This is a genomic window from Dyella sp. 2YAF14 (genome assembly GCF_052114725.1).
Taxonomy (GTDB): domain Bacteria; phylum Pseudomonadota; class Gammaproteobacteria; order Xanthomonadales; family Rhodanobacteraceae; genus Dyella.
In genome coordinates, this window is sequence record NZ_JBFRFH010000001.1 from 622,445 (window position 1) to 647,675 (window position 25,231).

Genomic DNA, 25,231 nt, shown 5'->3' on the forward strand with positions numbered 1-25,231 from the left:
CACGCTGCGGTGTACCGCTCCGTAGGTTTGTCGCGCACAGGGTGCGCTCCCACAGACGAGCCGACCGGCAAGATTGCCGCCATCCACGGACCTGCGTCCCCCTTGTAGGAGCGCACTTGTGCGCGACCGCAGCGCTGGGATGTACCGCTCCGTCAGGTGTTCGCGCACAGGGTGCGCTCCTACACAGAGCGGGGCCGTAACACTAAATCCGAGACCGTACGCGGCGTTGTAGGAGCGCACTCGTGCGCGACCGCAGCGTTTGGGTGTTCCGCTCCGTCGGCTGGTCGCGCACGAGTGCGCTCCTACAAAGGGATTGGTCACGCCACCGCAGCGGCGCAATTCCGCTATGCGCGATACGGCGCGAGCACCGACGGGTCTTCAAACAGCCCGCAGGGCAACAGGTAACGCGGATCGCGGCCTTCGGCCAACAGATCGCGGATACGCGTGGCGGAAATCTCCAGCGGCGTCACCGCCAGTTCGATCACTTTGCCGCTCGGCAGCTCCTGCAACAGCTTTGGATCGGTCACGCGGCGAGGCAGGATTTCCACGGCCAGCTCCACCGACCACGCGGCGTCGATGCCCGGTCGATTGAGCACGCCGATATGCGCGTAATCGAACAGTTCGCGCCAGCTATGCCAGCTCGGCAGGTTGGCGAACGCATCGGCGCCCAGCAGCAAGACCAGGGGACGTTCGCCCTGCTCTTTGCGCAGTTCGCGCAAGGTGTCGATCGTGTACGAGGGTCCCTCACGCCGCAATTCGCGCGTATCGAGGCTAAGGCGATCCTGGCCTTGCAGCGCAGCGTTCAACATCGCCACGCGCTGCGCCGGCGAGGCGGTGGGCGCATGGCGATGAGGCGGCACATGCGCCGGCATCAGGCGGACTTCAGCATCGAGCAGCTCGGACGCTTCCCAGGCGACGCTGAGGTGTCCCAGATGCACCGGATCGAAGGTGCCGCCGAATAGCGCCAGCGGCTTCATGCCAGTGCGCCGGCCGCCCGCGGTTCGGCGATGGCGGCGATCAGGCGCTCGGCTTCCAGCCAGGCATCGCCCTGTTCGCGGCCTTTGGCCATGCGATCGATGCGTGCCGCGCGTGCCAGGCACTGCAGCCAGTGTTCGCGCGGCGCGCGGCGCAGTGCCTTGCGAAATAATTGTTCACGGGCCGGCCACAGGCGTTCCGCACGTGCCTGCGCGGCAAAGTCACGTGCATTGGCCAGGCGCAGTGCGAGCTGCAATTGATTCACCAGCCAGCCCATCAAGCCAATGAGCTCCTCGCCCTCGGCATGCAAGCCGGCGAGTATGTGCAGCGCACGACCGCCCTCGCCCGCAAACGCCGCATCGGTCAGTTTGAAAGCGTCGTAACGTGCACTGTCGGCAACGAGATCGGCCATCTCTTGCGCATCGATCTTGCCCTGGCCGTGCAGCACGACGAGCTTGTCGATTTCCTGTGCCGCGGCGAGCAAGTTGCCCTCGACGCGTTCGGCCAGCAAGGCGGCCGCATCCGGTGTGGCGGACAGGCCGCGCGACGACAATCGTGCGCCGATCCACGCAGCCCATTCGTTCGGGCGCGGCGCGTTGAACACCACCAGCGCGCCGGCGGCGTCGAGGTTCTTGGTCCAGGCGCCTTCGTGCTTGTTGCTCCAGTCCATCGCCGTGATCAGCAAGGTCACGTCGGGCGGCGGATTGGCGCAGAACTCGTTGATGGCCTTGGCGCCCTCGGTGCCGGGGCGACCGGTGGGAAGACGCAGGTCAAGCAGGCGGCGCGTGGCAAACAGCGACATGCCGGCGGCCGCACGCGCGAGGTCATCCCAATCGAAATGGTTGCCCACTTCCAGCACTTCGCGCTCGGCGTAACCGAGCTTGCGCGCCTGGGCACGCAGCGCATCGGCGGCTTCCAGCACCAGCAGTTCTTCGCCAGCCAGCAGGTAAACCGGCCGCAGCTGATCGGCGGCCAGCGATTTCTGCCATTGCAAGGCGTTGAGCGGCATGACGGCCCGGTGTCTTAGTGCGTACTGCTGGCCGGAGCCGGCTGGGCTTCCTGCGCTGCCGCGGCAGCCGCAGTCTGGCCCGGATGGCGGCCAGCGGCCTGCAGTCGGAACAGGATGGCGTCGACCATGTCGTCGTTGAGGCTGCCCTGGATCGCGTCCACCTGCGCCGTGGTGCCGACCGTATTGGTCGCGTCGTAACTGAATTCGCGCTGCATATCGATGCGCTGATGCGGCAACATCGGCTGGCCGACGCCGTCTTTCACGTCGAACTCGACGTGATAGCGCACGGTGTATTCGGTCACGCGTGCCTGGCCGCTGACGGTCAGCGTATCGGTGCTGAACTGGGCCAGCGATGCATTGAGTTCCGCAATGCCAGTGCCGCCATGTTCCTCCACCGTGATGCCCGAGCTCGACAGCGCTCGCTCGAGCCCACGCTGGAGATTGACGTTGGCGGCGGTCACGTGGACGCGCTGCATGCCCGGGGGCAAGGCCACGCTTTGGCGCAGATGGAAGCCGCAGGCCGCCAGCACGGCGATGGACATCAACAGCAGCGAAGCTTGGAACACACGGCTCATGGATTTCATCCTGCGACGATGTTGACGATCTTGCCCGGCACCACGATCACCTTGCGCACGGCCTGGCCTTCCAGGAAGGCGGCGACCTGCGGGTGGGCGCGGGCCAGCACCTCGGCTTCTTCCTTCGACGCGTTGGCAGCCACCTCGATGGTACCGCGCAACTTGCCGTTGACCTGAACCGCGAGCGTGAGCGAGTCGCGCACCAGCGCGGCGCTGTCCACCTGCGGCCAGGCCTGATCTTCCAGCACCGACGCCGGATGGCCAAGCACCTGCCACAGCGCGTGGCTCACATGCGGCACCACCGGGTTCAGCAGCAGCACCATCGCCTCCAGCGCCTCGTGGCGCACGGCGCGACCCTGGTCGCTCTGGTCGTTGAACTTGTTCAGTGCGTTGAGCAATTCCATCAGCGCGGCAATCGCCGTGTTGAAGGAGTGGCGGCGACCGAAATCGTCGCTCACCTTCTGGATGGTTTCATGCACCTGGCGGCGCAGCGTCTTCTGGCCGGCGTCCAAGGCGGACGGATCGACCACCGGATGATCCGGGTTGGACGCATGCGTGGTCACTTCGCGCCAGAAGCGGCGCAGGAAGCGGGCCATGCCTTCCACGCCCGCCTCGCTCCACTCCAGCGACTGCTCCGGCGGCGCGGCAAACATCGAGAACAGGCGCACGGTGTCGGCGCCGTACTTGTCCACCATTGCCTGCGGGTCGATGCCGTTGTTCTTGGACTTGGACATCTTCTCGGTGCCGCCGATCTTCACCGGCTGGCCGTCGTGCTTCGAACGCGCACCGATCACGCGCGCCTTGTCGTCGCGCTCGATCTCGACGTCGGCAGGGTTGATCCAGTCCTTCGAACCGTCGGCGTTGTCGCGATAGAACGTCTCGGCGATCACCATGCCCTGGCACAGCAGGTTGGTGGCCGGCTCGTCCGCCTTCACCAGGCCCGCGTCGCGCATGAGCTTGTGATAGAAGCGGAAGTACAGCAGATGCAGGATGGCGTGCTCGATGCCGCCGATGTACTGGTCCACCGGCAGCCAGTAGTTGGCGCGCTCATCGACCTGATCGCTGGCGCCCGGGCTGGTGTAACGCGCGTAGTACCAGCTCGACTCCATGAAGGTGTCGAAGGTATCGGTTTCGCGCTCGGCCGGGCCGCCGCACTGCGGACAAGTCGTCTTGCGCCACTCCGGATCGGCCTTGATCGGCGAACGCACGCCGGAGAACGCCACGTCTTCGGGCAGTACCACCGGCAGCTGGTCTTCCGGCACCGGCACGGCGTCGCAGGTCGGGCAATAGATCACCGGGATCGGGCAACCCCAGTAACGCTGGCGGCTCACGCCCCAGTCGCGCAGGCGCCAGTTCACGCGGCGGATGCCCTTGTTTTCGCTCTCGAAGCGCGCGGCCATGGCGTCAAACGCCTGGCCGTAATCGAGCCCGTCGAATTCGTCGGAATTGACCAGGTAACCGCGCTCGGTAAACGCGCCGTCTTCCTGGATGCTCTGCTCGAACGATTCGATCAGCTGCACCGCCGCCGACGTTTCGTAGGCATCGATGTTGCCACCATTGCCCAGCGCGGCACGCATGGGATCGGCGCCAACGCCCTTGCGCAAGTCGTGATTGATCTCGGCCACGGCGTCGAGCACCGCGCGATCGACCACCACCATCTTGATCGGCAGGCTGTAGCGCTTGGCAAATTCCCAGTCGCGCTGGTCGTGGCCGGGTACGGCCATCACGGCGCCGGTGCCATAACCCATCAGCACGAAGTTGGCCACGAACACCGGGATTTTTTCGCCGGTGAGCGGATGGATGGCTTCAATGCCGGTGTCCATGCCGCGCTTTTCCTGCGTCTCCAGCTCGGCTTCGGACACGCCGCCGTGCTTGAGTTCCTCAAGGAATGCGGCGAGCTTTTCGTTGCCTTGCGCGGCCTTGAGCGCCAGCGGATGCTCGCCCGCGATCGACACGAAGGTGACGCCCATCAGCGTATCGGGGCGCGTGGTGAAGACGGTGAGCGGCTCGCTCTCGCCTTCCACGTCAAAATGGATTTCCAGGCCTTCGGAACGACCGATCCAGTTGCGCTGCATGGTCTTCACGGCGTCCGGCCAGCCCGGCAGGGTGTCCAAACCGTCGAGCAGTTCCTGCGCGTAGTCGGTGATCTTCAGGAACCACTGCGGGATTTCGCGCTTTTCCACCAGCGCGCCGGAGCGCCAGCCGCGGCCGTCGACCACCTGCTCGTTGGCCAGCACGGTCTGATCCACGGGATCCCAGTTCACCACCGCGTTCTTGCGGTAGGCCATGCCCTTTTTCATCAACCGCGTGAACATCAACTGTTCCCAGCGGTAGTAATCGGGACGGCAGGTGGCGAACTCGCGGGTCCAGTCGTAGGCAAAGCCCATGCGCTGCAACTGGCCGCGCATATGCTCGATGTTCTGGTAGGTCCACTTGGCCGGCGCGGTCTTGTTCTTGATCGCGGCGTTTTCGGCAGGCAGGCCAAATGCGTCCCAGCCCATCGGCTGCAGCACGTTCTTGCCCTGCATGCGCTGGTAGCGGCTGATCACATCGCCGATGGTGTAGTTGCGCACATGGCCCATGTGCAGCGCGCCCGACGGATACGGGAGCATGGAAAGGCAATAGAACTTGGGCCGCGAAGGATCTTCCTTCACCTCAAAGGCGCGCTGCTCGCGCCAATACGCTTGAGCAGCGGTTTCCAGCGCCTGCGGCTGGTAGCCCTGCTCGTTGCCCTGGTCCTGGGAACCTTGATCCTGAATGTCCTGCATGTGTCCGGCGCCGTGTGTTTTGCGGGCTGCCACCGGCCTTTCCGATGGTCAGCTGGGAACGCGGCAGACTAGCAGAATTGGGGTCTGTTCAGCGCCAAACGGTGGCAAAACGGGCGTGCGCCTTCGTATTTCTGTGGGAGCGCACCCTGTGCGCGACAGGCGGCTGGGGCTTGCGCTCCGTAGGCTTGTCGCGCACAGGGTGCGCTCCCACAGGGTGTTCTGCAGCATCAACCCGCGGGGCAGCTCGCGCTCTGTCCAGCGGCCATGGCACCGGCCACCACACCAATCTGCCCGGCCAGGCGGTTGATCGCCTGCTGATGTCCCTGCACGAGGGCGTCATAGCCCGCGCCTACCGTTTCGCTGAAACGGCTGGTGCAGGCCAGCGGGTCGCCGCCCTTCAGCGGGCGCACGCTCCAGGCGGCGTCGATATAGGCATAGCTGCCCGGCACGGAATCGAAGCGGCGGATATCGAGCTTGATGCGCACCGTGGCCTTGCCCTGGTTCGGGAGGCCGGTCACGTCCTGCGCGCGGAAATTGCGTGCCAGGTCGGCGGCAAGCGCACCGCGCACTTCATCGCCCAGCGGCGCGATCCAGCGCTGTCCCTGCAGCACCGCCACGGCCTGCCCGCCTTCGCGCACCACCATCTGCGGCTGATCGACCTGCGCCGGCACCGTGACCGGCAGCAATTCGAACTGGAACGGCTGGGCCGTGGGCGCCACCGTGGCATCGCCGCCCGCCGGCGGCACCAGGGTGTAGTAGCGCAGCGGCGGCGCCGAACCGCAGGCACCCAGCACCAGGGCCAGCGTGGCGACGGCCAGGTTCAATGTTCCCCAGCGCTTCATGGCTTGCTCCCTTGTGTCGGTTCCACCGGCGCCGTCGATGGCGGCATCGGTGCCAGCTTGTCGTCGGCACGGCGGCCGCGCAGCAGCGCATCCGGATGCGCGCCCAGATAGTCGGTCATGACGCGCAGCGAACGCGCCGCGCGTTGCAGCTCCTGCAGCGTACCGCCCAGGCTCTGCTGCAGCTGCGAATCAGGCGCCAGCGCGTTGTCCGCATTGCCCAGCGCCTTCTGCGCACCCTGCAGCGTGTTCTTCAATTCCGGCAAGACGCTGCCGTTGACCTGCTGCAAGGTCTTGTGCAGTTCGGCCAGCGACTGATCGAGGTTGTTGCCGATGCTGTCGAACGGCACCTTCTGGATCTTGTTGACGATATCGGCGATCTGCTGCTGGATCTTGTCGAAATCACCCGGTGCGGTGGGGATTTCCAGCGGCTTGGTGCGGCCATCGAAGTCCACCCTGGTCGCCTTCGGCAGGAAATCCATCGCGATATATAGCTGGCCCGTAAGCAGGTTGCCGGTGCGGGCCTGCGCGCGCAGGCCGCGATCGACCAGCTTGCCCATCATCGCCGACATCTGCTCGTCGTCGCCCTGCGACTTGGCGATCGCCACCAGTTTGTCGTGCGCCTTGCCCAGGCGCGCCGGATACACCACGGCGCCCACGATGGTCGGGAAGGTCTGCGTTTTTTCGTCGTAGTCCAGGTTGATGGACACCACGCGGCCAAACGGCACGCCCAGGAATTCCACCGGGGCACCCACCGCCAGCCCACGCAGCGACTGGTTGAAGCGCATGCGGATATAGCGAGGCTCGCCGTCGGGCGGCGCCATCGCGGTGGCCTGATCGTTGAACAGGGTGAAGGCGTCGTTTTCCTGCGCCGGTGTCGCGTCATGCGGCCCCGGCGGATCCTGGAACGCGAGGCCGCCCGCCAGCACCGTGGCCAGCGATTGCGTGTTGACCTTCAGGCCATCGGCGCCCAGCGATACGTCGACGCCGCTGGCATTCCAGAAGCGCGAGGAGGTGGTGACAAACTGATCGTTGGGCGCATCGATGAAGATCTGCAGCGTGACGCCCTTGCCGTCTTTGTTGAGATGGTAGGACGACACGCGCCCCACCTGGATGCGGCGGTAGTAGACGGGCGAGCCGATATCCAGCGAGCCCAGGTCATCGGTGTGCAGGTCGAAGGTCTTGCCCGGCGCGCCGTGCGTGACGGTGGGAGGAGTCTCCAGGCCGACGAAGTCTTCCTTGGGTTCCTGCGACTGCCCGGCATCGGCACCGATGAATGCGCCGGAGAGCAGCGTATCGATGCCGGACACGCCACCGAGCCCGATGCGCGGACGCACCACCCAGAAGCGCGAGTCGGCGGTGGCGAAACCCTTGGCGCTCTTTTCCAGCGCGACCTTGGCCACCACGTGGGTGCGGTCGTCGCTGAGGCGCACGGTGTTCACCTTGCCGATGATCACGCTCTTGTACTTCACCGGCGTCTTGCCGGGATCCAGGCCTTCGGCGCTCTGGAAACTGATGTTGATGGTAGGGCCTGCGTCGTACCAGGCGTGGATCACCAGCGAAAGACCGACCAGGGCCGCGATCACCGGCACCAGCCAGACCAGCGATGCATTCACGCGCGGCTTTTGCACCACCGGTTCGGGCAGATCGTCGGCGATGTTTTTATCGTCAGTCATCGGATTCCCTGCCATCCCAGATCAATCGTGGATCGAACGTCATCGAGGCGAGCATGGTAATCACCACGGTAAGCCCGAAAAACACCACACCAGGCAGGGGTTCCACCTGGCTGAAGAAGCCAAACTGCACCAAGGCCGTCAACAGCGCCACCACGAACACGTCCAGCATCGACCAGTAACCGATGAATTCCACCAACCGGTAAAGCCGGGAGCGCTGCCGCTGCGCCCACTGGCTGCCGCGTTGCGAGCTGATCAGCAGCAGGCTCAGCGCAAAGAATTTCAACACCGGCACCACGATACTGGCCGTGAAGACGATGACCGCCAGATCGGGCGACCCCTTCCTCCACAGCTCGATGATGCCGCTGAGGATGGTGTTGTCGTCCACGTCGCCCAGGCTCACCGTGCGCATGATGGGCAGGACGTTGGCGGGCAAGTAAAACACGAATGCGGCGATCAGCAAGGCCCAGGTCCGCGTGTAGCTGGCCGATTTGCGCTTGTGCAGCGCGCAGCCGCAGCGTGGACAGACTGCATCGGGCGTCTTCACATCGCGGCACACCAGGCGGCACACATGGCAGCCGATCAGGCCCAGGTCGCTGGCGCGAAGAAGCTCGCTCATGCCGGCGTCTCCTCGGTCAGATCCCAGAAGCGGCGCACGTCGATGCTGGAGAACGCCGTGATGATCAGCATGAGTACGCCATAGGCAAAGATGCCTGCATTGGGCTGCACTTCGAAATACATGTGCGCTTTGACGATGGCCACCAGCGCACCGAGCACGAAGACTTCACTCATGGTCCAGGGGCCCAGGCGATAAAGCATCACCATGATCCAGCGGAACCCCGGCGCGCGGCGACGCAGGCGCGCATAGGCCAGAATCCAGAACAGGAAGCCCATCTTGATGATGGGGAAGAAGAACAAGGTCAGGGCGGCAATCACCGCCACCACCTCGGCGTGCTCACGCCACATCATCATGATGCAGCCCCACAGCGTCGCGCTGATCAGCTGGCCATTGAGGCCCAGCGTCACGATCGGCCAGATGTTGGCCTGCACGAAGGCGATCATCGCGGTGATCACCAGGGCCAGCATGCCGCGCACTCCGATGCTGTGATGGCGGGCGAGGATGGCGTCGCAGCGCAGGCAGCGCGCCACTTCGCCACGGGCCAGCTTGCGACGACGGTAGACCGTGTCGCAGTGCTCGCATATCCACAGGGTGGGCGGCGCGATGGCGGGTTTGATGCCTTGCGATGGCATGCTCATGGGGGGATTTTCGCAAATATCCGTGTCTAGTGCCGCTGGGGCCGGACAAGCCGTTCAAGCTTGGGCGGCGTAAGCCCCTGCGACCTTGATATGCTGGCTGACGCCCTGATGTGAAGGGCATTCGTCAACGGGAGTCCCCAGTGAGTGCCACGACCGCCGATACGCATGTGTTTGACGTGCGCGAGGACAACTTCGAAGCCGAGGTGCTGCAGGCCTCGCTGACCACGCCGATCCTGGTCGATTTCTGGGCGACCTGGTGCGGCCCGTGCAAGACGCTGGGCCCGATGCTCGAGAAGCTGGCCGGCGAATTCAATGGCGGCTTCCGGCTGGCCAAGGTCGATGTGGACAAGTCGCAGCAGCTGGCCGGCATGTTCGGCATCCGCAGCATTCCTACGGTGATGCTGGTGAAAGACGGCCAGATCCTCGATGGCTTCCAGGGCGCCCTGCCCGAGGGCCAGCTGCGCGAGTTCCTGCTGCGCCATGTGCAGCCGCTTGATGGCGCCGCGAACGATGAGCTCGAGGCGGCACCGGAGTCGCCGGAAGAAACCATCAATCGCATCCAGCAGGCCATTGCGGCCGAGCCGGAACGCGCCGAGCTGAAGCTCGATCTCGCCCTGGCGTTGATGCGTGCAGGCAATGCCGACGCCGCCGAAGCGGAGCTTGGCTCTCTGCCCGCCAACCTGGCCACCGACGCCCGCGCGGTTCGCCTGCGCAGTCAGCTCGACCTGGCCCGCGCACTCAAGGGTGCACCGTCGCTGGCGGAGCTGCAGCAGCGCGTACAGGCCGATGCCGGCGACTGGGCCGCGCGCGACCTGCTAGGCGTGCGCCTGCTGTTGGAAGGCGATGCCCCGGCGGGGCTGGATCAATTCCTGGTCACGCTGGAAAAGGCGCGCGACTGGAACGACGGCCAGGCAAAGAAGCGACTGCTGGCAGCCTTCACCACGCTCGACGACGCCGAACTGGTCGGCCGCTATCGTCGCCGCATGGCGTCGCTGTTGTTCTGAGCTTTCTTAGTGGGCGGACGTATTGCCGCCCGGCGACGCATCTTCCGAAGCCCATTCCCTCGCGGGAATGGGCTTCGGCTTTTTTCACGGCATGCCGGTTGCTGTCGATGCGCTACTACCGATATTGCGGTCGAGAAACTGGGTGATGCGCTGGAACAACTCCGTGTTGTTCTTCTCGTCGTAGAAGCCGTGGCCTTCGTTGGGCTTGTAGAGCCACTCATAGCCAATGCCACGCTTGTCGAGGGCGGCGCGCAAGTTCTGGGCATGTACCGGCGGCACCGTTTCATCCTGGCCTCCGGCGATGAGCATAACGCTGGCTTTCAGGCGGTCCACCTGATTCACTGGCGAATGGGCCGACAACTCCCCCTCGTCATTCCCCAATCTTGCGCGCCAGAAATTCCTGGCCATGGTGCTGTCCGAACCGTTGCCTCGTGTGAGCATCAGGGGCAGGTCGTACACACCGACGTAGCCGATGGCGCAACGGTAGAGATCTGGCTCCTTCATCACGCCCTCGAGGGCCGCGTAGCCGCCGTAGCTGCCGCCAAAGATGCACACGTGCCCCGGCATGGTGACCCCCTGCTGGATCGCCCACTGCGTGGCATCGGTCACATCGTCCTGCATCTTGCCGCCCCATTCGTGATAGCCGGCCTGCATGAAGCCATTGCCATAACCACCTGAGCCTCGATAGTTCACCTGCAGCACGGCGTAACCATGCGTGGCCAACGCCTGCACGGTCGAGTCATACTCCCAGTAGTCGCGGATACCGAATGGCCCCCCGTGAATGAACATCACCAGCGGGAGATGCTTCGCCTCTTCCTTGCCGGGGGGCATGCTGAGGTAACCGTGGATGGTGAGTCCGTCGCGCGCCTTGAATTCAATCGGCTGCATGGCGGCCATCTTGTTGGGGTCGATCCAGCTTGCGCGCTGCAGCAGTGCCGTTGCCTTATTGGTAGCGTTGTCCCACAGGTAGAACGTGCCCGGGTCCATCGATGAGAAGGCCAGCACAATCGACTTGCTGCCATCGCGCGTGGTCGACACGATGCGGACGCTCTCGCCTGGCATCGCGCGCGACAGCGAACTGATTACCTTCATGGCGTCGGAACCGGAAACGAACGCCTCGGCAGTCGGTGCGCCTGGATCAGAGTACACACCTACGACATCCATGCCATCGAGGGTATACATGAGCTGATTGATCTCGACGGTAGCACTGCTCCACACAGGCTCACCCGTCTTCCGCGTTGCAACGTCCCACTCACAGAGAGCGTCCACTTTGCCTGCCGCCGGGCAAGACATGTACACCTTGCTGTCATCGCGGTTGAAATCCAGAGGTAACGGGATGCCTCTGTCTGTCGACCCCTGAAACAGCAAGGTCCACGGCTTGTCGTCGCCCTCACGGTAATAGACCACCGGAAAAGCATGGCTGTCATAGCCTTCGGCAAAACGCACCGCGCCGTGGTTGTCGGCGATAAAGCTGGCCTGGCGCATAGGTGCCTTGCCTAACGGACGCTTGGAGCCGTCGTTGACGTCGAGCATGTAGATGTCGTTGAAAGCGCCTTCGGCACCGGTATCCCACGGCGACACGGAGATGAGGATGTGCTTGGGATCGTTGCGGAACGTAGCGATGACGTCTCCATGAGCGCGCTCCCCGTCCTGGCGCTGGATGTGGCTGGCTACCCCGCCGGTGCCCGCGCGATAACCGAACAGAAGCTTCGGGTTGCTGCCATCGGCGTCGACGGCAAATATCTCGCCAGTGCTGAACGGACGATCCCAACCGGATACCTTGGTACCTTCGGTGTAGATCACGCGGTTGTCGCTTGCCCACCAGAAGTTGACAACCTGATTGCCCTCGCGCGGCGTAACCATGGCGCCCTTCTTGGTATCGAGGTCGAGCAGTGCTAGCAGCGGCTTGTCCTTGACCACCGTTGTCGCGGCGATGTGGCGGCCGTCGGGCGATATCTTCACCCGGCTGTACTGCATGTGCCGCGCCAGATCCTCAAGGGCGACGCCCGAGGCCAACAACGGAGTCGACAACAGACAAAGCACGCCGAAAACGGCGCGCTGGATTCGCTTTTCCATGCATTCTCCCCTGTGGCGTGGCGCCCCATGCAGCCCCGCCGTGCGGCGAGTATAAGCACGAAACTTCTTGGCGGCAGCGCTCGCGCTTGGCCATTCGGGGCGAGGGCTCAACTAAGCCGAAGGCCTACCGCCAACCAAACCATACGCTTACGTATGTTTGGGCTATACTCGGCCGGTTTTCACCGTCCAGCCTATTGCCTATGCGCGCTTCGACCTTCCGCCGCCTGATGAACTTGTGGCCGCCCTTTCTGTTCAACAGCATTCGCGTCCAGCACGTGTCCGAGGACTGGTCCGAGCTGCGGGTGGTGCTGCGGCTGCGCCCATGGAACCGCAACTACGTGCGTACCCAGTTCGGCGGCAATCTGTTTGCCATGACGGACCCGTTCTGGATGTTGCTGGCCATGCATCAGCTGGGCAACGACTACTTTGTGTGGGACAAGGCCGGCGCCATCGACTTCGTCGCGCCGGGTCGCGAGGATGTCTACGCCCATTTCAAGCTGGAGCCTTCGGTGGTCGACGAACTGCGCGTAGCTGCCGCCGGTGGCGATAAGGTGCTGCGCTGGTTCGACGTGGACATCACCACACGCAGCGGCGAGGTGGTGGCACGTGTACGCAAGCAGCTGTATGTGCGACTCAAGCCCAAGGCGCGCAGCGAGTCGACCAACGAGCAGCCGGCCACGACTGCCTAGCGATGTCGCCAACGGGACACCGCGGCTGACGACTCGGGACGACGCGAAGCCAGTCCCGTGGGACAATCGCCGCGTCCCTTCCCCGGCATCCCTCCATGAAACGTCTGCGCATCAAGCGTTACCTGTTCACCGGCCTGCTCACCTTCATTCCGCTGTGGGTGACCTGGGTGGTGTTCAAGTTTGTGTTGAGCATGCTCGCCGGTATCGGCACGCCGCTGGCATCGGCTTTGCTGGCGACGCTGTCGTCCACCTCGCCGCTTGCCGGCGTGGCGCTCAATAATGCGTGGATCACCTTCGTCATTGCGCTGCTGCTGACGCTGGGCGTGCTGTACATCCTGGGCTGGCTCGCCAACCGCGTGATCGGCCAACGTTTGATCGACGGCTTCGATGCCTTGCTTGCACGCATTCCACTAGTGCAGACCATCTACGGCGGCACCAAGAAGTTGATGGCCGTACTGCAACAAAAGCCTTCGGGCGTGCAGCGCGTGGTGTTGATCGATTTTCCGCGCAAGGGCATGAAGGTAGTGGGCTTCGTCACGCGCGTGATGATCGAAGAAGGCACCGGTCGCGAAATGGCAGCCGTCTATATCCCGACCACGCCCAATCCCACGGGTGGCTATCTGGAAGTGGTGGCGGTGGAAGAGCTCACGCCCACCGACTGGACCATGGACCAGGCGATGGCCTTCATCATTTCCGGTGGTGCGGTGGCCCCGGACACCCTGCCCGCCTCGCCCGCCGCGCTCCGCGACGCGTCACCGGAATAATGTGGGAGCGCACCCTGTGCGCGACTCCCCGACCCTCAAGCCACCACCTCAAACGGCCGCATCATCTCGTTCGATGCATGCTCCAGCAGATGGCAATGCCAGACGTAGCGCCCGGCATAACCCTCGAACGTGATGATGTAGCGCGTCACCATGCCGGGATACACCTGCGCCGTATCTTTCCAACCGGCTTCATGCGCCGGTGGCGGCTGAGCGGGCCCCGTGTAACGTATCGTCTTGGATTCCAGATACTCATCCACGTCGAATGGGCGACGATCCAAGATCTGAAATCGCACCAGGTGCAGATGGATCGGGTGCGTGTCTTCGGTGAGGTTCACCAGACTCCAGATTTCGGTGCTGCCCAAACGCGGCTTCTCGCTCACCGGCTCATGCCAATGCTTGCCGTCCAGCAGCATCAACATCGGCGTGGACACGCAATCGGCGTATTCGTCGATGGTCAGCACACGGGTCTGCGTCGCGCTCGTTTCGGCCATGCGGGGCACGTCACGCAGCGTAGACGGTACGCGACTGCTGTCGCTCACTTTGCCCGCGGCCACCTTGAACTGCATCAGCGGCAGCGCATCGTTCATCAGCTCGATCGCCGTGCCATCCATCGAGGCAAAGTCCACGACGAGATCGGCGCGCTCGCCCGGTGCAAGAAACAGGCTGGTCTGCTGTACCGGCGATGCAAGCAAGCCCTGGTCGCTGCCAATCTGCAGGAAAGGACGCTGGCCGCGCAGGCTCAAGCGGAAGAACCGCCCATTGGCCGCATTCAGCACGCGGAAGCGGTAGCGCCGCGCCTGCACGTCAAGCCGCGGCATCAGCGCACCATTCACCAGCATCGCATTGCCGAACACTTCCGGCACCCACGGCGCATCGCTGATGCCGGAGGTCGGGTAATACAGTTGGCCATCTTCGGTAAGCAGGCGATCGGTCAACACCAGCGGCCATTCGAAATCGCCGCTGGGCAGGCCTAGCGACAACTCATGGACGTCGCGCAGCAGATACATGCCGAACAAACCGGCGTAGAGGTTCAGCCGCTCGATGCCCATGGTGTGGTCGTGATACCACAGCGTGGCCGCATCCTGGCGATTGGGGTACGTCTGGGCGCGCGACTGGCCGGGCACCATCCAGTCGGTGGGATAGCCGTCGTCGGCGGCAGGCACGCGCGCGCCATGCACATGCACCACGCCACGCACTTCCGGCTTATCCGGCTCCGCGCCGCAGACGTGATGATCGATCGGCAGGAAGTGCTTGAGCGGAAGTCGATTGCTCCACTCCACGCGCACCGGGACGCCGCTGCGTGCTTCGATAGTGGGGCCAGGCATGCTGTCGCCATAGGTCCACAGGCGGGTGGGTGGCAGATCGCGATGCAGGCGCTGTTCGCTTTCGCGCATCGCAATGCGTAGTGCGGTTCCCGCCTTCGGATGCAGCACTTCCGGCCGCGGCAGCGTATCGACGAAGGGTGTCAGCCGCGACGGGTCGAGCAGGCGCGGCACGCTGGTCTGGTCGGCCACGGCATGCTTGCAAAGTCCGCTGCCCTTCGCAGTCGGCATGGCCATGTGCATGGGCGCGCCGAACGCACGCAATGCTCCCGTGCCCGCGAGCAAGCCCATGCCCTGGAGAAATCGACGACGCGAGGGATGCAAGATTCAGCACCTCCGATCAGGAAAAACGAAACGCCCCGGACCATCGTCCGGGGCGTGCCATGCAAGCGTTTAGAGCTTAGCCGTGCTCGTGCCCGTGCGGCAGGCCGGACCACGGCCACGGCTTGGGCTGCTTCACCGGCTGGCCAGTCTGTTCGTCCAGGAACAGGCGACGCTGTTCCGGGAAGGGCTGGTAGAAGTCGAACATCGGCACCAGTGAACCGGCGACGCTGTCGAACGAACCGTCACCGAGGCGCTCACCGCGCAGCCAGTTGTCCTCGATGAAGCGCGTTACGGACGACTGATCGGTCAGCGTGTGGTCCACGTGATTGCTGCGGGCCCACGGCGAGATCACCAGCAGCGGCAGGCGCGGACCGAAGCCGCAGCGTCCCTGCACCGGCTGGCCCTTGCTGTTGGTGCCCGGCAGCGTGCCGCGCGCCTTGCACAGGCCCGCGCCATCGAGCGCATCGGACGAGGTGCTTGAGGCATTGATGCGCGGGGCTGCCTGATGGTCGTACCAGCCATCGGAGTCGTCATAGGCGATCACCACGGCGGTATCGCGCCAATCGGGCTGCTGCTGCAGGAAGTTGATCACGTGCACGATGAACTGCTGCTCGTCCAGCGGATCCGAATAACCGGCATGACCATCCTGGTAACCCGGCGCCTTGAGGAAGCTCACCGACGGGAAGTTGCCCGCCTGCACGGCCGCGTAGAAATCATTGATGTCGTACTGGTGATTGCCGGCGTCGCCCTGATGGCCGATGGTCTTGACGGACGTGGGGCGCGCATGCGTCGGGTTGGCCGTGCTGGTGTAGTACTGGAACGGCTGGTGATGCGGGATGTAGTCGCTCTCGTTCGCCTGCGTCACCGTCGAGGTGGTCTTGCGCGCGCAGCCGGTGCTGCCATTCGCATTGACCTGGGTGAGGTCAAAACCGCCTTCGAAGAAGCCCCAGGTCAAACCCGCCTGGTTGAGCAGGTCGCCCACGTTCTTGCCGCCGAACTGCACCTGATTGCCTGTGGGCGAAGAACACACGTCGCCGATCGGATCGGCATCGCCGATCAAGGTCAGGCCGCCCTGGCCATCGGCCACTTCATTGCCGGTGCCGTTGAGCGTCTGTGTCACGCCGTTGGTCTGACCCGAGATCAGATTGATCGCGCCCGGCGTGGACGGACCGAACGTGGTGTTGTAGCTGTTGTCGTTCAGCGCAAACGATTGGGCGTAGTTCCACATGGCGGTGACGGTGTTGCCGTCGTAATAGCCCATCACCTGGCCGGTGCCTTCCTCATCCGGCGTCGCACCCGGCAACGTCTCGCCGGTACCGGTGAACTTCGGGAACAGGTCCATCGCGCCGCCATTGAACGCCTTCTGCTCCGGACCATAGGCGTGATCCTGGTCGGCGGTCGCCGCCTGAGCGCGCGACAGGCGGAACGGATTGATCGCACCCGTGCCATTCGCGCTGTTCGCCTGGTTCGGGTTATGCGTGAGCAGCTTGTTGTCGTAACCGTTCACGTGCGGCGTGAACGGGCGCGCATAGAACGTCGGCTCACCCTTGCCGTTGGCGGCATACGGGTAGGTGCCGAAGTAATGATCGAAGGAAACGTTCTCCTGGAAGATCACCACCAGGTGCTTGATCGGCGTGGACGTATGGACGTCCCCATCACCGCCGCCATGATGCAGGCTGGCATCGGTGAACGCTTCGGCATGCACGGGAAGTTGAGCGAGGGAAACGGCAGAAAGACTGAGTACGCACGCGGCAATGCAAACAGCGAGGTTGTTTCGCATGGAGGGCTCCCTACGGTCGCGGTGATGCGCTTCCCCTCAAGCGCGGATGCCACGGACCATAGGCTTGCGAAGTGACAGGCGAATAACAGCGACCATCGTATTTTCATGCGATTTGCGGCGTGTGACTGCAAGCGCAGTGAGACTGTCGATTAGAGCGGGATTGCGAGTGTCGATCTCGACCTTTCTGTCGTGGCGAAAGAACTCTGGCTCTCAAGAGAATCATCGCCAAAAGACAGCAAAGGAACGCAATGCTTTAAGTCCTCTTCGCCATGGCGCGTTGCGGCGTAGCGGCGACGCATGTCGGACGATCGCCACGCTTCCGATACCCTCAAGCGACAGAAGATCGTATCCAACACGACGCTACGAGCCCTTGCTCTTTTAGGCCATTCTCTTTGGGTTACTTTTCTCTTGGGCCAGCAAGAGAAAAGTGACTCGAGCGGCGGCAGCCGTTCGAAACGCCCGCCGCGTAGGCGGCACCCTGGCCTCGAGGCGACAACCGAAGACTGACGACACTGGATGACCAGCCATGCGGCTGTTGAAGAGCGCCTCCGGCCTGCGCCGGGATGACGGCTTCGTTGCATCGATGCGAGACACGGTCGTACCGCCCCTCATCGCCCCCGCGCACCCGAAGGTCCGCCGTCAACCAAGGGCCTCTGCCCCCAGCCGCCGCGGCGCCAACCCACCCCCCCTGCTTGCACCAACCCCCTGACCTTTGACACTGTCTCCCCCGTGACTTGCGGCCTAGCCTCAAAAGTCCGAGATACCGTCCGGGTAGCCCTTGGAACCTGTCCCCCATCAGGACAGGCGCCCAGAGCTGCACACAATGGTTACCACCATCGGCTGCCGAACGCGGCCAACGACCCACAGGGGAATTCCATGACCAAACCGTATATGAAGCCCATTGCGCTCGCCGTGAGCCTGGCGCTGTCGCTCAGCGCCTGCGGCAAGCACGACGATGCCGAAAAGGCCCCGGCCGCCAGCAGCACCGCGCCTGCCGCCGCCAGCACTGCCGCCATGGCAGCTGCCGCGCCCAAGAGCGTGTTCGACATCGCCGACCTGGACACCAACATCCAGGCCTGCCAGGACTTCAACGGTTTCGTCAACAGCAAGTGGGTCGCCGCCAACCCGATCCCGAACGACCGCAGCCGTTGGGGCGCGTTCGACAAGCTGGCCGAAGACAGCCTCAATACCCAGCACCAGATCGTCGACGACGCCGCCAAGGGCGCCGCCAACGCGCAGGCTGGCTCCATCGAGCAGAAGATCGGCTACCTGTACGCCTCGGGCATGGACGACGCTGCCATCGAAAAGGCCGGCTTCGACCCGATCAAGCCCAAGCTCGATGCCATTGCCGCGCTGAAGTCCGGCAAGGACGTGGCCAACTACCTCACCCAGAACTTCACCACGGGTGACATGCAGGTGTTCCAGTTCGGCTCCGGCGCGGACTTCAAGGACGCCAAGATGCAGATCGGCTTCACCCAGCAGGCTGGCCTGGGTCTGCCGACCAAGGACTACTACACCGACGCGAAGTACAAGGAAATCCGCGACGCCTACGTCGAGCACATCGTCAAGGTGCTGGAACTGACCGGCGTATCCGAAGCCGATGCGAAGAAGCAGGCCGCCCAGGTGCTCGCGTTCGAAACGCAGCTGGCCGCCGCCTCGCTGGCGCCGGTGGAACTGCGTACCCCGGAAAACCAGTACCACTTCGTCACCCTGAAGGAAGCGGACAAGATCACCCCGCACTTCAACTGGGAAGATTTCTTCAAGGCCCAGGGCGTGACCGTCGACAAGGGCTTCTCGCTGTCGCAGCCGAAGTTCTTCGCCCAGTTCGACAAGATGCTAGCCAGCACGCCGGCTGACCAGTGGCAGGCCTACCTGCGCTTCCACACCATCGACGATGCCTCGCCGCTGCTGAGCAAGGCCTTCCAGGACGCCCGCTTCGACTTCTACGGCAAGACGCTGTCCGGCCAGCCGGAGCAGAAGCCGCGCTGGAAGCGCGTGCTCGGCGGCGTCAACGAGTCGATGGGTGAAGCCCTCGGCCAGCTGTACGTGGCCAAGGTGTTCACGCCCGAAGCCAAGCAGCGCGCCGAAGAGCTGGTGACCAACGTGCGCAACGCGCTGAAGGCCCGCATCGAGAACCTCGACTGGATGAGCGCCGAAACCAAGGAAAAGGCGATCGCCAAGTGGAACACCTTCCTGCCCAAGATCGGTTACCCGGAAAAGTGGCGTGACTGGTCGGGCCTGGATCTGAAGCAGGGCGACTACTACGGCAACGTGATGGCCGCCGCCAAGTTCAACTACCAGTACGACCTCAACAAGATCGGCAAGCCGACCGACCGCAAGGAATGGGGCATGACCCCGCAGACGGTCAACGCCTACTACAACCCGACCGACAACACGATCAACTTCCCGGCCGCGATCCTGCAGCCGCCGTTCTTCTATGCCAACGGCGACGACGCGATCAACTACGGCGGCATCGGCGCCGTGATCGGCCATGAAGCCAGCCATGGCTTCGACGACGAAGGCAGCCAGTTCGACGGCGAAGGCAACAACGCCAACTGGTGGACCAAGGAAGACAAGGAGAAGTTCGAGGCCCGCACCGCCAGGCTCGTCGCGCAGTTCAACGACTACGCGCCGATCAAGGACAAGCCGGATGTGCACGTCAACGGCCAGCTGACCCTGGGCGAGAACATCGCCGACCTGGGCGGCCTGAACGTGGCGTACGACGCCCTGCAGGAAGCGCTGAAGAAGAACCCGCAGGAAGCCGCCGCGAAGATCGACGGCTATACCGAAGACCAGCGCTTCTTCCTGAACTGGGCCCGCGTGTGGCGCGGCAGCGTGCGCGAGAAGGAAGCGCTGCTCCGTCTCAACACCGATCCGCATGCACCGGCCTCGCTGCGCGCGATGGGCGCTCCGTCCAACATGGAAGCCTTCGCCACCGCCTACCAGTGCAAGCCGGGCGACACGATGGTGCGTTCGGGCGAGAAGCAGGTGAAGATCTGGTAAGACTTCACCGCTGACGTTTGGACGTCCGCAAGACGAAAGGGCGCTGCATCATGCAGCGCCCTTTTCTTTTGGACGTCTTTCCCAAATCCCAGGAAACACCTGTGGGAGCGCACCCTGTGCGCGACGCAGCGCCGCGGCGATATCCGTGCATGAGGTTGTCGCGCACAAGTGCGCTCCTACAATGACTGCCGTTTTGCGCCCCCCCTGTAGGAGCGCACTTGTGCGCGACCGCAACCTCGAGCGATGCCGTTGCATGAGGCCGTCGCGCACAGGGTGCGCTCCCACAGGAGAGAGGCGACGGCAGCTTTACCTGCCCCGCGCGCGACGCACTTCATACGCCTTCAGATGCGCATACGCTGTCCGCAACATCGGCAACGAATCCGCCGCCGCATCCGAACGCGCCAGCAAATCGCCCACGATGTGATCCGCCTCGATCGCCCCACCCTGCTCCAGGTCGCGCATCATCGAGGCACTAAGGGCAGAGCCTTTCTCAGTAAGCACGCCGCGCGCACGCGCCACCACCGCGTCGCCCGGCGCGCGCCCGTTGTGCTCGGCCACGCTACGGCAGTCTTCCAGCAATTGCAGGATTGCCGGTTCCCCACCGGACGCCGCCATGATGTCGCCCACCGGCGCGCGCATCAGGCAGGTGATGCCGGCGAGCGAGGCGAGAAACACCCATTTATCCCACATGTCCTGCAAGATCGTGGTGCTCAGGCGCGGCTCGAATTTGGCCTTGGACATCGAGCCGAGAATGCGTTCGACGCGTTCTGATCGCGCGCCGTCGCGTTCGCCGAAGGTCACGCTGTGCGACTGGTTGAGATGACGCACCGTGCCTTCGGCATCGAGCGTTGCCGCAATCACGCACTGGCCGCCTAGCACGCGCTGCGCACCGAAGCGCGCATCCAGCAGGTCCAGATGCCGCATGCCGTTGAGGACCGGGAGAATCGCAGTTTGTGGCCCCACCGCGGGGGCCATGTCCTCGATCACCTGCGGCAAGTGATAGGCCTTGCAGCTCAGCAGGATCAGGTCATACGTCCCGCGCAGGTCGCCGGCCTGCACCGTCGCCGGATTCGGCAGGCTGACATTGCCCAGGCTGCTGCGTATCACCAGCCCGTGCTCGGCCAGCTGGGCTGCGCGCTTCTCGCGCACCAGGAACGTCACGTCCTGCCCGCTCTCCAGCAGGCGCCCACCGAAATAGCCGCCGGTAGCGCCCGCGCCAATCACCAGTATCCGCATCGCTCGACTCCTCGCCAACAGGGGGGAGAGGGTACGCCATACCCACGCTCCCGCCCCTTCCACCTTGGTCTGAGGGCCAGAACAGCAAAATTCTTCGTAACTAATTGCAACTCATTCTCATTGCCAATAACATTTAGGAAATGTTTGCCGGCGGGTTCTTACTGGTGATGGACCACCCGATCAGGCAGCAAGGCTCCCAACCCCTGTTTCCCCGACTTATGCCGCCATCGACGCCCGCCGCCGCTACTCGTCGATCCACCCCGGTCCGCTTCGGCTGATCGCCCCCTCCATTCGACGAGCTACCCATGGCCCACATAAAGAGCCGCAAGCATCCCGTAACCCGCAACGCCCTGAGTGTTGCGACAGCCACTCTGATGACCGGCCTGGCGATGAGCCATCCTGCCCTGGCTGCGGACACGCCGGCGGATGTCGCCAACGCCACCACCAACACGACCACCTCGCCCACCGGCGCTGCCAACTCGCCCAAGAACCTGCCAGGCGTGTCGGTGGAAGCCTCGGCCGTCAGCGACTACAAGATCGACAACCTCTCCTCGTCCAAGTACACGCAGCCGATCCTCGATACCACCCAGACGGTGACCGTGATCAGCAAGGACCTGTTCCTGCAGCAGGGCGCCACCACGCTGACCGAGGCATTGCGCAACACCCCGGGCGTGGGCACGTTCTATGTCGGCGAGAACGGCACCACCTCCACCGGTGATGCGATCTATATGCGCGGCTTCGATACCTCGGGCAGCATTTTCGTCGACGGCGTGCGCGACCTGGGCACCATCTCGCGCGACATCTTCAACACCGAGTCGGTGGAAGTGATCAAGGGCCCGGCCAGCACCGACAACGGCCGCACCGCGCCCACCGGCGCCATCAACATGGTCAGCAAGCAGCCCGAGCTCGGTAACGGCGTGAGCGCGACCGTCGCTTATGGCAGCGCCGACCAGCGTCGCGCCACCGTCGACTGGAACCAGGTGGTCAGCACCACCTCGGCCTTCCGCCTCAACGTGATGGGCCAGGACTTTGGCGTGCCGGGTCGCGACAAAGTGGAGAACAACCGCTGGGGCGTCGCGCCGAGTTTCGCGTTCGGCCTGGGCACGGCCACCCGCGTGTACCTCGACTACATGCACATCAAGCAGAACAACGTGCCCGATGGCGGCGTGCCCACGATCGGCCTGCCCGGCTATTCCAGCCCGGATCCGAAGCGCCCGTTCCTCACCAACGCGCCGGAAGTGGATTCGTCCAACTTCTACGGCACCACGGCGGACCATGACCACGTCGAAGCCGACATGTTCACCGCGCGCATCGAGCACGACATCAACGACCAGATGGTGTTCCACAACACCTTCCGCTGGGGGCGCACCGCCGAGGACTATCTGCTGACTTCGTTCATGGGTACCGCAGCCAATCTGCTCACGCCCAATCCGAACGACCCGTCCACCTGGACCATTGCGCGCAGCAACCCGACGTTCAAGCATCAGTCCAACCGCATCATCACCGACCAGGCCAACCTCACCTGGAATTTCCAGACCAGCGCCATCACGCACAATCTCAGCACCGGCATCGAGCTGACGCAGGAAAAAGCCACCACCATCGGCATCGTCCCGCTCAATGGCACGACCTGGCCGGCCGCCAATCTGTACGACCCGAACTGGGACGTGAAGGGCCTGATCTACGGCCAGAACGGCGCTTACACGGATGGCCAGACCGACACCGCCTCCGCCTATGTGTTCGACACGCTGAAGTTCAACGAGCACTGGCAGGTGAACACCGGTGTGCGCATGGATCACTACAACACCGACTACTCCAGCATGGTGGCGTGCGGTGCGAAGAATGGCCCCACCTGCGGCACGCTACCCAAGGGCGCCGTCGTGCCGGGCCTGACCACCAGCGTTGGCGACAACCTGTGGAACTGGAAGCTCGGCGTGCTCTACAAGCCGATGCCCAACGGCTCGTTCTACGCCAACTATGCCGTGTCGGCCGAGCCGCCCGGCGGCAACACGCTGACCTTCAGCAGCTCCACCAACAGTCTGGACAATCCCAACCTCGAGCCCGAGCGTGCACGCACGTATGAAATCGGCACGAAGTGGGAACTGCTCGATGAAAGGATCCTGCTCACCGGTGCGCTCTACCAGACCACGGTAAGCAACGATCTCGTGCAGGATCCGGTCACCCTGCTCTACTACCAGATCGGCAAGAAGCGCGTGCAAGGCGTGGAACTGAGCGCGGTAGGCAAGATCACCGACAACTGGGCGGTGACCGCGGGCTTTACCACCATGAATGCCAGCGTGCTCAGCGGCTCTTCCGTGGCAGCCGATGGTTCGTCCGACCTGGCCTACACGCCGAAGAAGGCCTTCACCAGCTGGACCAGCTACCTGCTGCCATTCGGTCTCACCATCGGTGGCGGCGCGCGCTACAACGGCCAGATGCAGCGCGGTACCGACAGCGCGATCGGCACGCCGGCGTATACGGAAGCCTATTGGGTGTTCGACGCGATGGCCTCCTACCCGATCAACAAGCACTTCGACCTGCGCCTCAATCTGTACAACTTGTTCGACAAGGACTATGTCGCAGCGGTCAACAAGAGCGGTTACCGTTACACCCCAGGTACCCCGCGCTCGGCGATGCTGACGGCCAATATCCGGTTCTGATCAGGCACTGCTGATCGAGCGCAACGTGGCCGTCCCGATGGCAGTCGGGGAGGCCACGTCACTCTTTCGAGTCGAGGCACGCCATGCTCTTGCATATCCCGCAGATCCTGGACCAGGCGCAGGTACGCGCCATCCGGCACGCCCTCGATCAAGCGACCTGGACCGACGGGCGCGAGACCGTCGGTCCACAAGGCGCCCAGGTGAAACGCAACCTGCAGCTCCCGGATGCCTCGCCCGTACGCGCCGAACTGGCCCGCATCGTGCTCGATGCGCTGGCCCGACATCCGCTTTATCACGCCGCCACGCTGCCGCTGCGCACGCTGCCGCCGCGCTTCAATCGCTATGAAGGCGGCGGACAATACGGTTTCCATGTCGATGGTGCAGTGATGTCCGTGGCTGGCGGCCAACAGCTGCGCAGCGATATCTCCTGCACGCTGTTCCTGGCCGAGCCGGAGGAATACGACGGCGGCGAACTGATCATCAGCGACACCTATGGCGAGCACGAAGTGAAACTGCCCGCCGGCGACATCATCATCTACCCCTCAAGCAGCCTGCACCGGGTGGCGCCCGTCACGCGCGGTGCGCGCATCGCCGCATTCTTCTGGGTGCAGAGCCTGATCCGCGACGACGGCAAGCGCCGCCTGTTGTTTGAGCTGGATGCGTCGATACAGACGCTCACCCGCAGCAACGCCGATCCGCAGGCGCTGCTGCAGCTGACCGGCGTGTATCACAACCTGCTCAGGCAATGGTCCGAGACCTGAAAGGTCCGGACCATTCAAGCGACAGCGTTACCAGCAACCCACCGTGGATGGCAGGCGATTGTTTGCCTGATCCAACGACAAGGTGCCGCACATGGTGTCGCGAGTTTGCTGTGCACCCTTGGGCGCGGCCTGAACAAGAAACGTGGTGGACGTGAGATTGGCGGCCACCAAGGTATAGGTGTAGTTGTTTCCCGTCTGCGACGGCGCCGCACAATCGAGTGTGGGCGGTGAGTTGGGAACGGGGGTCGCCGCGGCACTCTGGTCGTAGCGCAGATTGGTCGTGTAGTACCGCTCCATGTAATTGGCGTACTCCGACAGGCAACCCTCGGCCGCAACCCGGTTCGTCTTGGTCACGGACTTGAGATACGACGGCCACGCGATCGCCGCCAGGATCGCAATGATGGCCACCACGATCATCAATTCGATCAAGGTAAAGCCCGCCTGGCGCAGGAGGCCGGCGCCTGACCTGCGAGCCCCCTTCACGCCGCCGTCCGCCATCAGGCATCGATTCATCGCTGT

At 63.9% G+C, this 25,231-nt stretch carries 19 protein-coding genes; 6 read left to right on the top strand and 13 right to left on the bottom strand.

The window, feature by feature from the left end:
- Positions 1 to 344: 344 nt before the first annotated feature.
- The 8 genes from nadD to AB4Y82_RS03050 all read right to left on the bottom strand — a co-directional run bounded on the left by nadD (position 345) and on the right by AB4Y82_RS03050 (position 9,096).
- Positions 345 to 977 carry a nicotinate-nucleotide adenylyltransferase gene (gene nadD / locus AB4Y82_RS03015; protein ID WP_441602689.1) on the bottom strand — a complete coding sequence of 211 codons (633 nt, stop codon included), beginning with the start codon at positions 975 to 977 and terminating at the stop codon, positions 345 to 347.
- Positions 974 to 1,984: a DNA polymerase III subunit delta gene (gene holA / locus AB4Y82_RS03020; protein WP_441602688.1), complete on the bottom strand. Its 1,011-nt coding sequence runs from the start codon at positions 1,982 to 1,984 to the stop codon at positions 974 to 976. The genes nadD and holA overlap by 4 nt, the downstream gene beginning before the upstream one ends.
- A gap of 14 nt (positions 1,985 to 1,998) precedes the next feature.
- A complete protein-coding gene (locus tag AB4Y82_RS03025) occupies positions 1,999 to 2,559 on the bottom strand; it encodes an LPS-assembly lipoprotein LptE (RefSeq protein WP_441602687.1) in 561 nt (186 codons plus the stop codon).
- Positions 2,560 to 2,564: 5 nt separating this feature from the next.
- Positions 2,565 to 5,327 carry a leucine--tRNA ligase gene (gene leuS, locus AB4Y82_RS03030; RefSeq protein WP_441611102.1) on the bottom strand — a complete coding sequence of 921 codons (2,763 nt, stop codon included), beginning with the start codon at positions 5,325 to 5,327 and terminating at the stop codon, positions 2,565 to 2,567.
- A 227-nt stretch (positions 5,328 to 5,554) separates the two neighbouring features.
- Positions 5,555 to 6,169: a PqiC family protein gene (locus AB4Y82_RS03035; protein ID WP_441602685.1), complete on the bottom strand. Its 615-nt coding sequence runs from the start codon at positions 6,167 to 6,169 to the stop codon at positions 5,555 to 5,557.
- On the bottom strand, positions 6,166 to 7,842 hold the full coding sequence (locus AB4Y82_RS03040; protein WP_441602684.1) for a PqiB family protein: 1,677 nt from the start codon (positions 7,840 to 7,842) through the stop codon (positions 6,166 to 6,168). Before AB4Y82_RS03040 ends, AB4Y82_RS03035 begins: the two co-directional genes overlap by 4 nt.
- Positions 7,835 to 8,458 carry a paraquat-inducible protein A gene (locus AB4Y82_RS03045; RefSeq protein WP_441602683.1) on the bottom strand — a complete coding sequence of 208 codons (624 nt, stop codon included), beginning with the start codon at positions 8,456 to 8,458 and terminating at the stop codon, positions 7,835 to 7,837. Before AB4Y82_RS03045 ends, AB4Y82_RS03040 begins: the two co-directional genes overlap by 8 nt.
- Positions 8,455 to 9,096, bottom strand: coding sequence for a paraquat-inducible protein A (locus tag AB4Y82_RS03050; protein ID WP_441602682.1), 642 nt, complete (start codon positions 9,094 to 9,096; stop codon positions 8,455 to 8,457). Before AB4Y82_RS03050 ends, AB4Y82_RS03045 begins: the two co-directional genes overlap by 4 nt.
- 140 nt (positions 9,097 to 9,236) lie before the next feature.
- Here AB4Y82_RS03050 and trxA point away from each other — a divergent pair, with 140 nt between their 5' ends.
- Entirely contained in the window at positions 9,237 to 10,100 is an 864-nt protein-coding gene (trxA, locus tag AB4Y82_RS03055) for a thioredoxin (RefSeq protein ID WP_441602681.1), read from the top strand.
- Between the two features lie 84 nt (positions 10,101 to 10,184).
- Here the strand turns inward: trxA and AB4Y82_RS03060 are convergent, their stop codons facing one another.
- Positions 10,185 to 12,287 (bottom strand): alpha/beta fold hydrolase, encoded by a 2,103-nt coding sequence (locus AB4Y82_RS03060; RefSeq protein WP_441602680.1) that lies wholly within the window; start codon positions 12,285 to 12,287, stop codon positions 10,185 to 10,187.
- An 89-nt stretch (positions 12,288 to 12,376) separates the two neighbouring features.
- On the opposite strand from AB4Y82_RS03060, the gene AB4Y82_RS03065 reads away from it, so the two are divergent.
- A complete protein-coding gene (locus AB4Y82_RS03065; protein WP_441602679.1) occupies positions 12,377 to 12,865 on the top strand; it encodes a DUF4442 domain-containing protein in 489 nt (162 codons plus the stop codon).
- Positions 12,866 to 12,960: 95 nt separating this feature from the next.
- On the top strand, positions 12,961 to 13,629 hold the full coding sequence (locus AB4Y82_RS03070) for a DUF502 domain-containing protein (protein WP_046971419.1): 669 nt from the start codon (positions 12,961 to 12,963) through the stop codon (positions 13,627 to 13,629).
- A gap of 35 nt (positions 13,630 to 13,664) precedes the next feature.
- Here AB4Y82_RS03070 and AB4Y82_RS03075 read toward each other — a convergent pair whose 3' ends face one another.
- Positions 13,665 to 15,275, bottom strand: a complete 1,611-nt coding sequence (locus tag AB4Y82_RS03075; protein ID WP_441611103.1) for a multicopper oxidase family protein — start codon at positions 15,273 to 15,275, stop codon at positions 13,665 to 13,667.
- A 76-nt stretch (positions 15,276 to 15,351) separates the two neighbouring features.
- Positions 15,352 to 17,055 (bottom strand): phospholipase C, encoded by a 1,704-nt coding sequence (locus AB4Y82_RS03080; protein ID WP_441611104.1) that lies wholly within the window; start codon positions 17,053 to 17,055, stop codon positions 15,352 to 15,354.
- A gap of 876 nt (positions 17,056 to 17,931) precedes the next feature.
- Between AB4Y82_RS03080 and AB4Y82_RS03085 the strand changes: the two genes are divergently transcribed.
- On the top strand, positions 17,932 to 20,058 hold the full coding sequence (locus AB4Y82_RS03085; RefSeq protein ID WP_441602676.1) for a M13 family metallopeptidase: 2,127 nt from the start codon (positions 17,932 to 17,934) through the stop codon (positions 20,056 to 20,058).
- Positions 20,059 to 20,364: 306 nt separating this feature from the next.
- On the opposite strand, the gene panE is transcribed toward AB4Y82_RS03085, so the two are convergent.
- Positions 20,365 to 21,294: a 2-dehydropantoate 2-reductase gene (panE, locus tag AB4Y82_RS03090; RefSeq protein ID WP_441602675.1), complete on the bottom strand. Its 930-nt coding sequence runs from the start codon at positions 21,292 to 21,294 to the stop codon at positions 20,365 to 20,367.
- Positions 21,295 to 21,599: 305 nt separating this feature from the next.
- Between panE and AB4Y82_RS03095 the strand changes: the two genes are divergently transcribed.
- The gene (locus AB4Y82_RS03095) at positions 21,600 to 23,951 is read left to right on the top strand and encodes a catecholate siderophore receptor Fiu (RefSeq protein WP_441611105.1); all 2,352 of its coding nucleotides are present in this window, start codon (positions 21,600 to 21,602) and stop codon (positions 23,949 to 23,951) included.
- A gap of 83 nt (positions 23,952 to 24,034) precedes the next feature.
- Positions 24,035 to 24,712: a Fe2+-dependent dioxygenase gene (locus AB4Y82_RS03100; RefSeq protein ID WP_441602673.1), complete on the top strand. Its 678-nt coding sequence runs from the start codon at positions 24,035 to 24,037 to the stop codon at positions 24,710 to 24,712.
- Positions 24,713 to 24,739: 27 nt separating this feature from the next.
- Here the strand turns inward: AB4Y82_RS03100 and AB4Y82_RS03105 are convergent, their stop codons facing one another.
- On the bottom strand, positions 24,740 to 25,225 hold the full coding sequence (locus AB4Y82_RS03105) for a type IV pilin protein (RefSeq protein WP_441602672.1): 486 nt from the start codon (positions 25,223 to 25,225) through the stop codon (positions 24,740 to 24,742).
- Between the last annotated feature and the right edge of the window lie 6 nt (positions 25,226 to 25,231).

Bases quoted from the DNA above. Each gene is read 5' to 3' on its own strand.
- nadD (WP_441602689.1), bottom strand. From the start codon at position 977: ATGAAGCCGCTGGCGCTATTCGGCGGCACCTTCGATCCGGTGCATCTG.
- holA (WP_441602688.1), bottom strand. From the start codon at position 1,984: ATGCCGCTCAACGCCTTGCAATGGCAGAAATCGCTGGCCGCCGATCAG.
- AB4Y82_RS03025 (WP_441602687.1), bottom strand. From the start codon at position 2,559: ATGAGCCGTGTGTTCCAAGCTTCGCTGCTGTTGATGTCCATCGCCGTG.
- leuS (WP_441611102.1), bottom strand. From the start codon at position 5,327: ATGCAGGACATTCAGGATCAAGGTTCCCAGGACCAGGGCAACGAGCAG.
- AB4Y82_RS03035 (WP_441602685.1), bottom strand. From the start codon at position 6,169: ATGAAGCGCTGGGGAACATTGAACCTGGCCGTCGCCACGCTGGCCCTG.
- AB4Y82_RS03040 (WP_441602684.1), bottom strand. From the start codon at position 7,842: ATGACTGACGATAAAAACATCGCCGACGATCTGCCCGAACCGGTGGTG.
- AB4Y82_RS03045 (WP_441602683.1), bottom strand. From the start codon at position 8,458: ATGAGCGAGCTTCTTCGCGCCAGCGACCTGGGCCTGATCGGCTGCCAT.
- AB4Y82_RS03050 (WP_441602682.1), bottom strand. From the start codon at position 9,096: ATGAGCATGCCATCGCAAGGCATCAAACCCGCCATCGCGCCGCCCACC.
- AB4Y82_RS03065 (WP_441602679.1), top strand. From the start codon at position 12,377: ATGCGCGCTTCGACCTTCCGCCGCCTGATGAACTTGTGGCCGCCCTTT.
- AB4Y82_RS03070 (WP_046971419.1), top strand. From the start codon at position 12,961: ATGAAACGTCTGCGCATCAAGCGTTACCTGTTCACCGGCCTGCTCACC.
- AB4Y82_RS03080 (WP_441611104.1), bottom strand. From the start codon at position 17,055: ATGCGAAACAACCTCGCTGTTTGCATTGCCGCGTGCGTACTCAGTCTT.
- AB4Y82_RS03085 (WP_441602676.1), top strand. From the start codon at position 17,932: ATGACCAAACCGTATATGAAGCCCATTGCGCTCGCCGTGAGCCTGGCG.
- panE (WP_441602675.1), bottom strand. From the start codon at position 21,294: ATGCGGATACTGGTGATTGGCGCGGGCGCTACCGGCGGCTATTTCGGT.
- AB4Y82_RS03095 (WP_441611105.1), top strand. From the start codon at position 21,600: ATGGCCCACATAAAGAGCCGCAAGCATCCCGTAACCCGCAACGCCCTG.
- AB4Y82_RS03100 (WP_441602673.1), top strand. From the start codon at position 24,035: ATGCTCTTGCATATCCCGCAGATCCTGGACCAGGCGCAGGTACGCGCC.
- AB4Y82_RS03105 (WP_441602672.1), bottom strand. From the start codon at position 25,225: ATGAATCGATGCCTGATGGCGGACGGCGGCGTGAAGGGGGCTCGCAGG.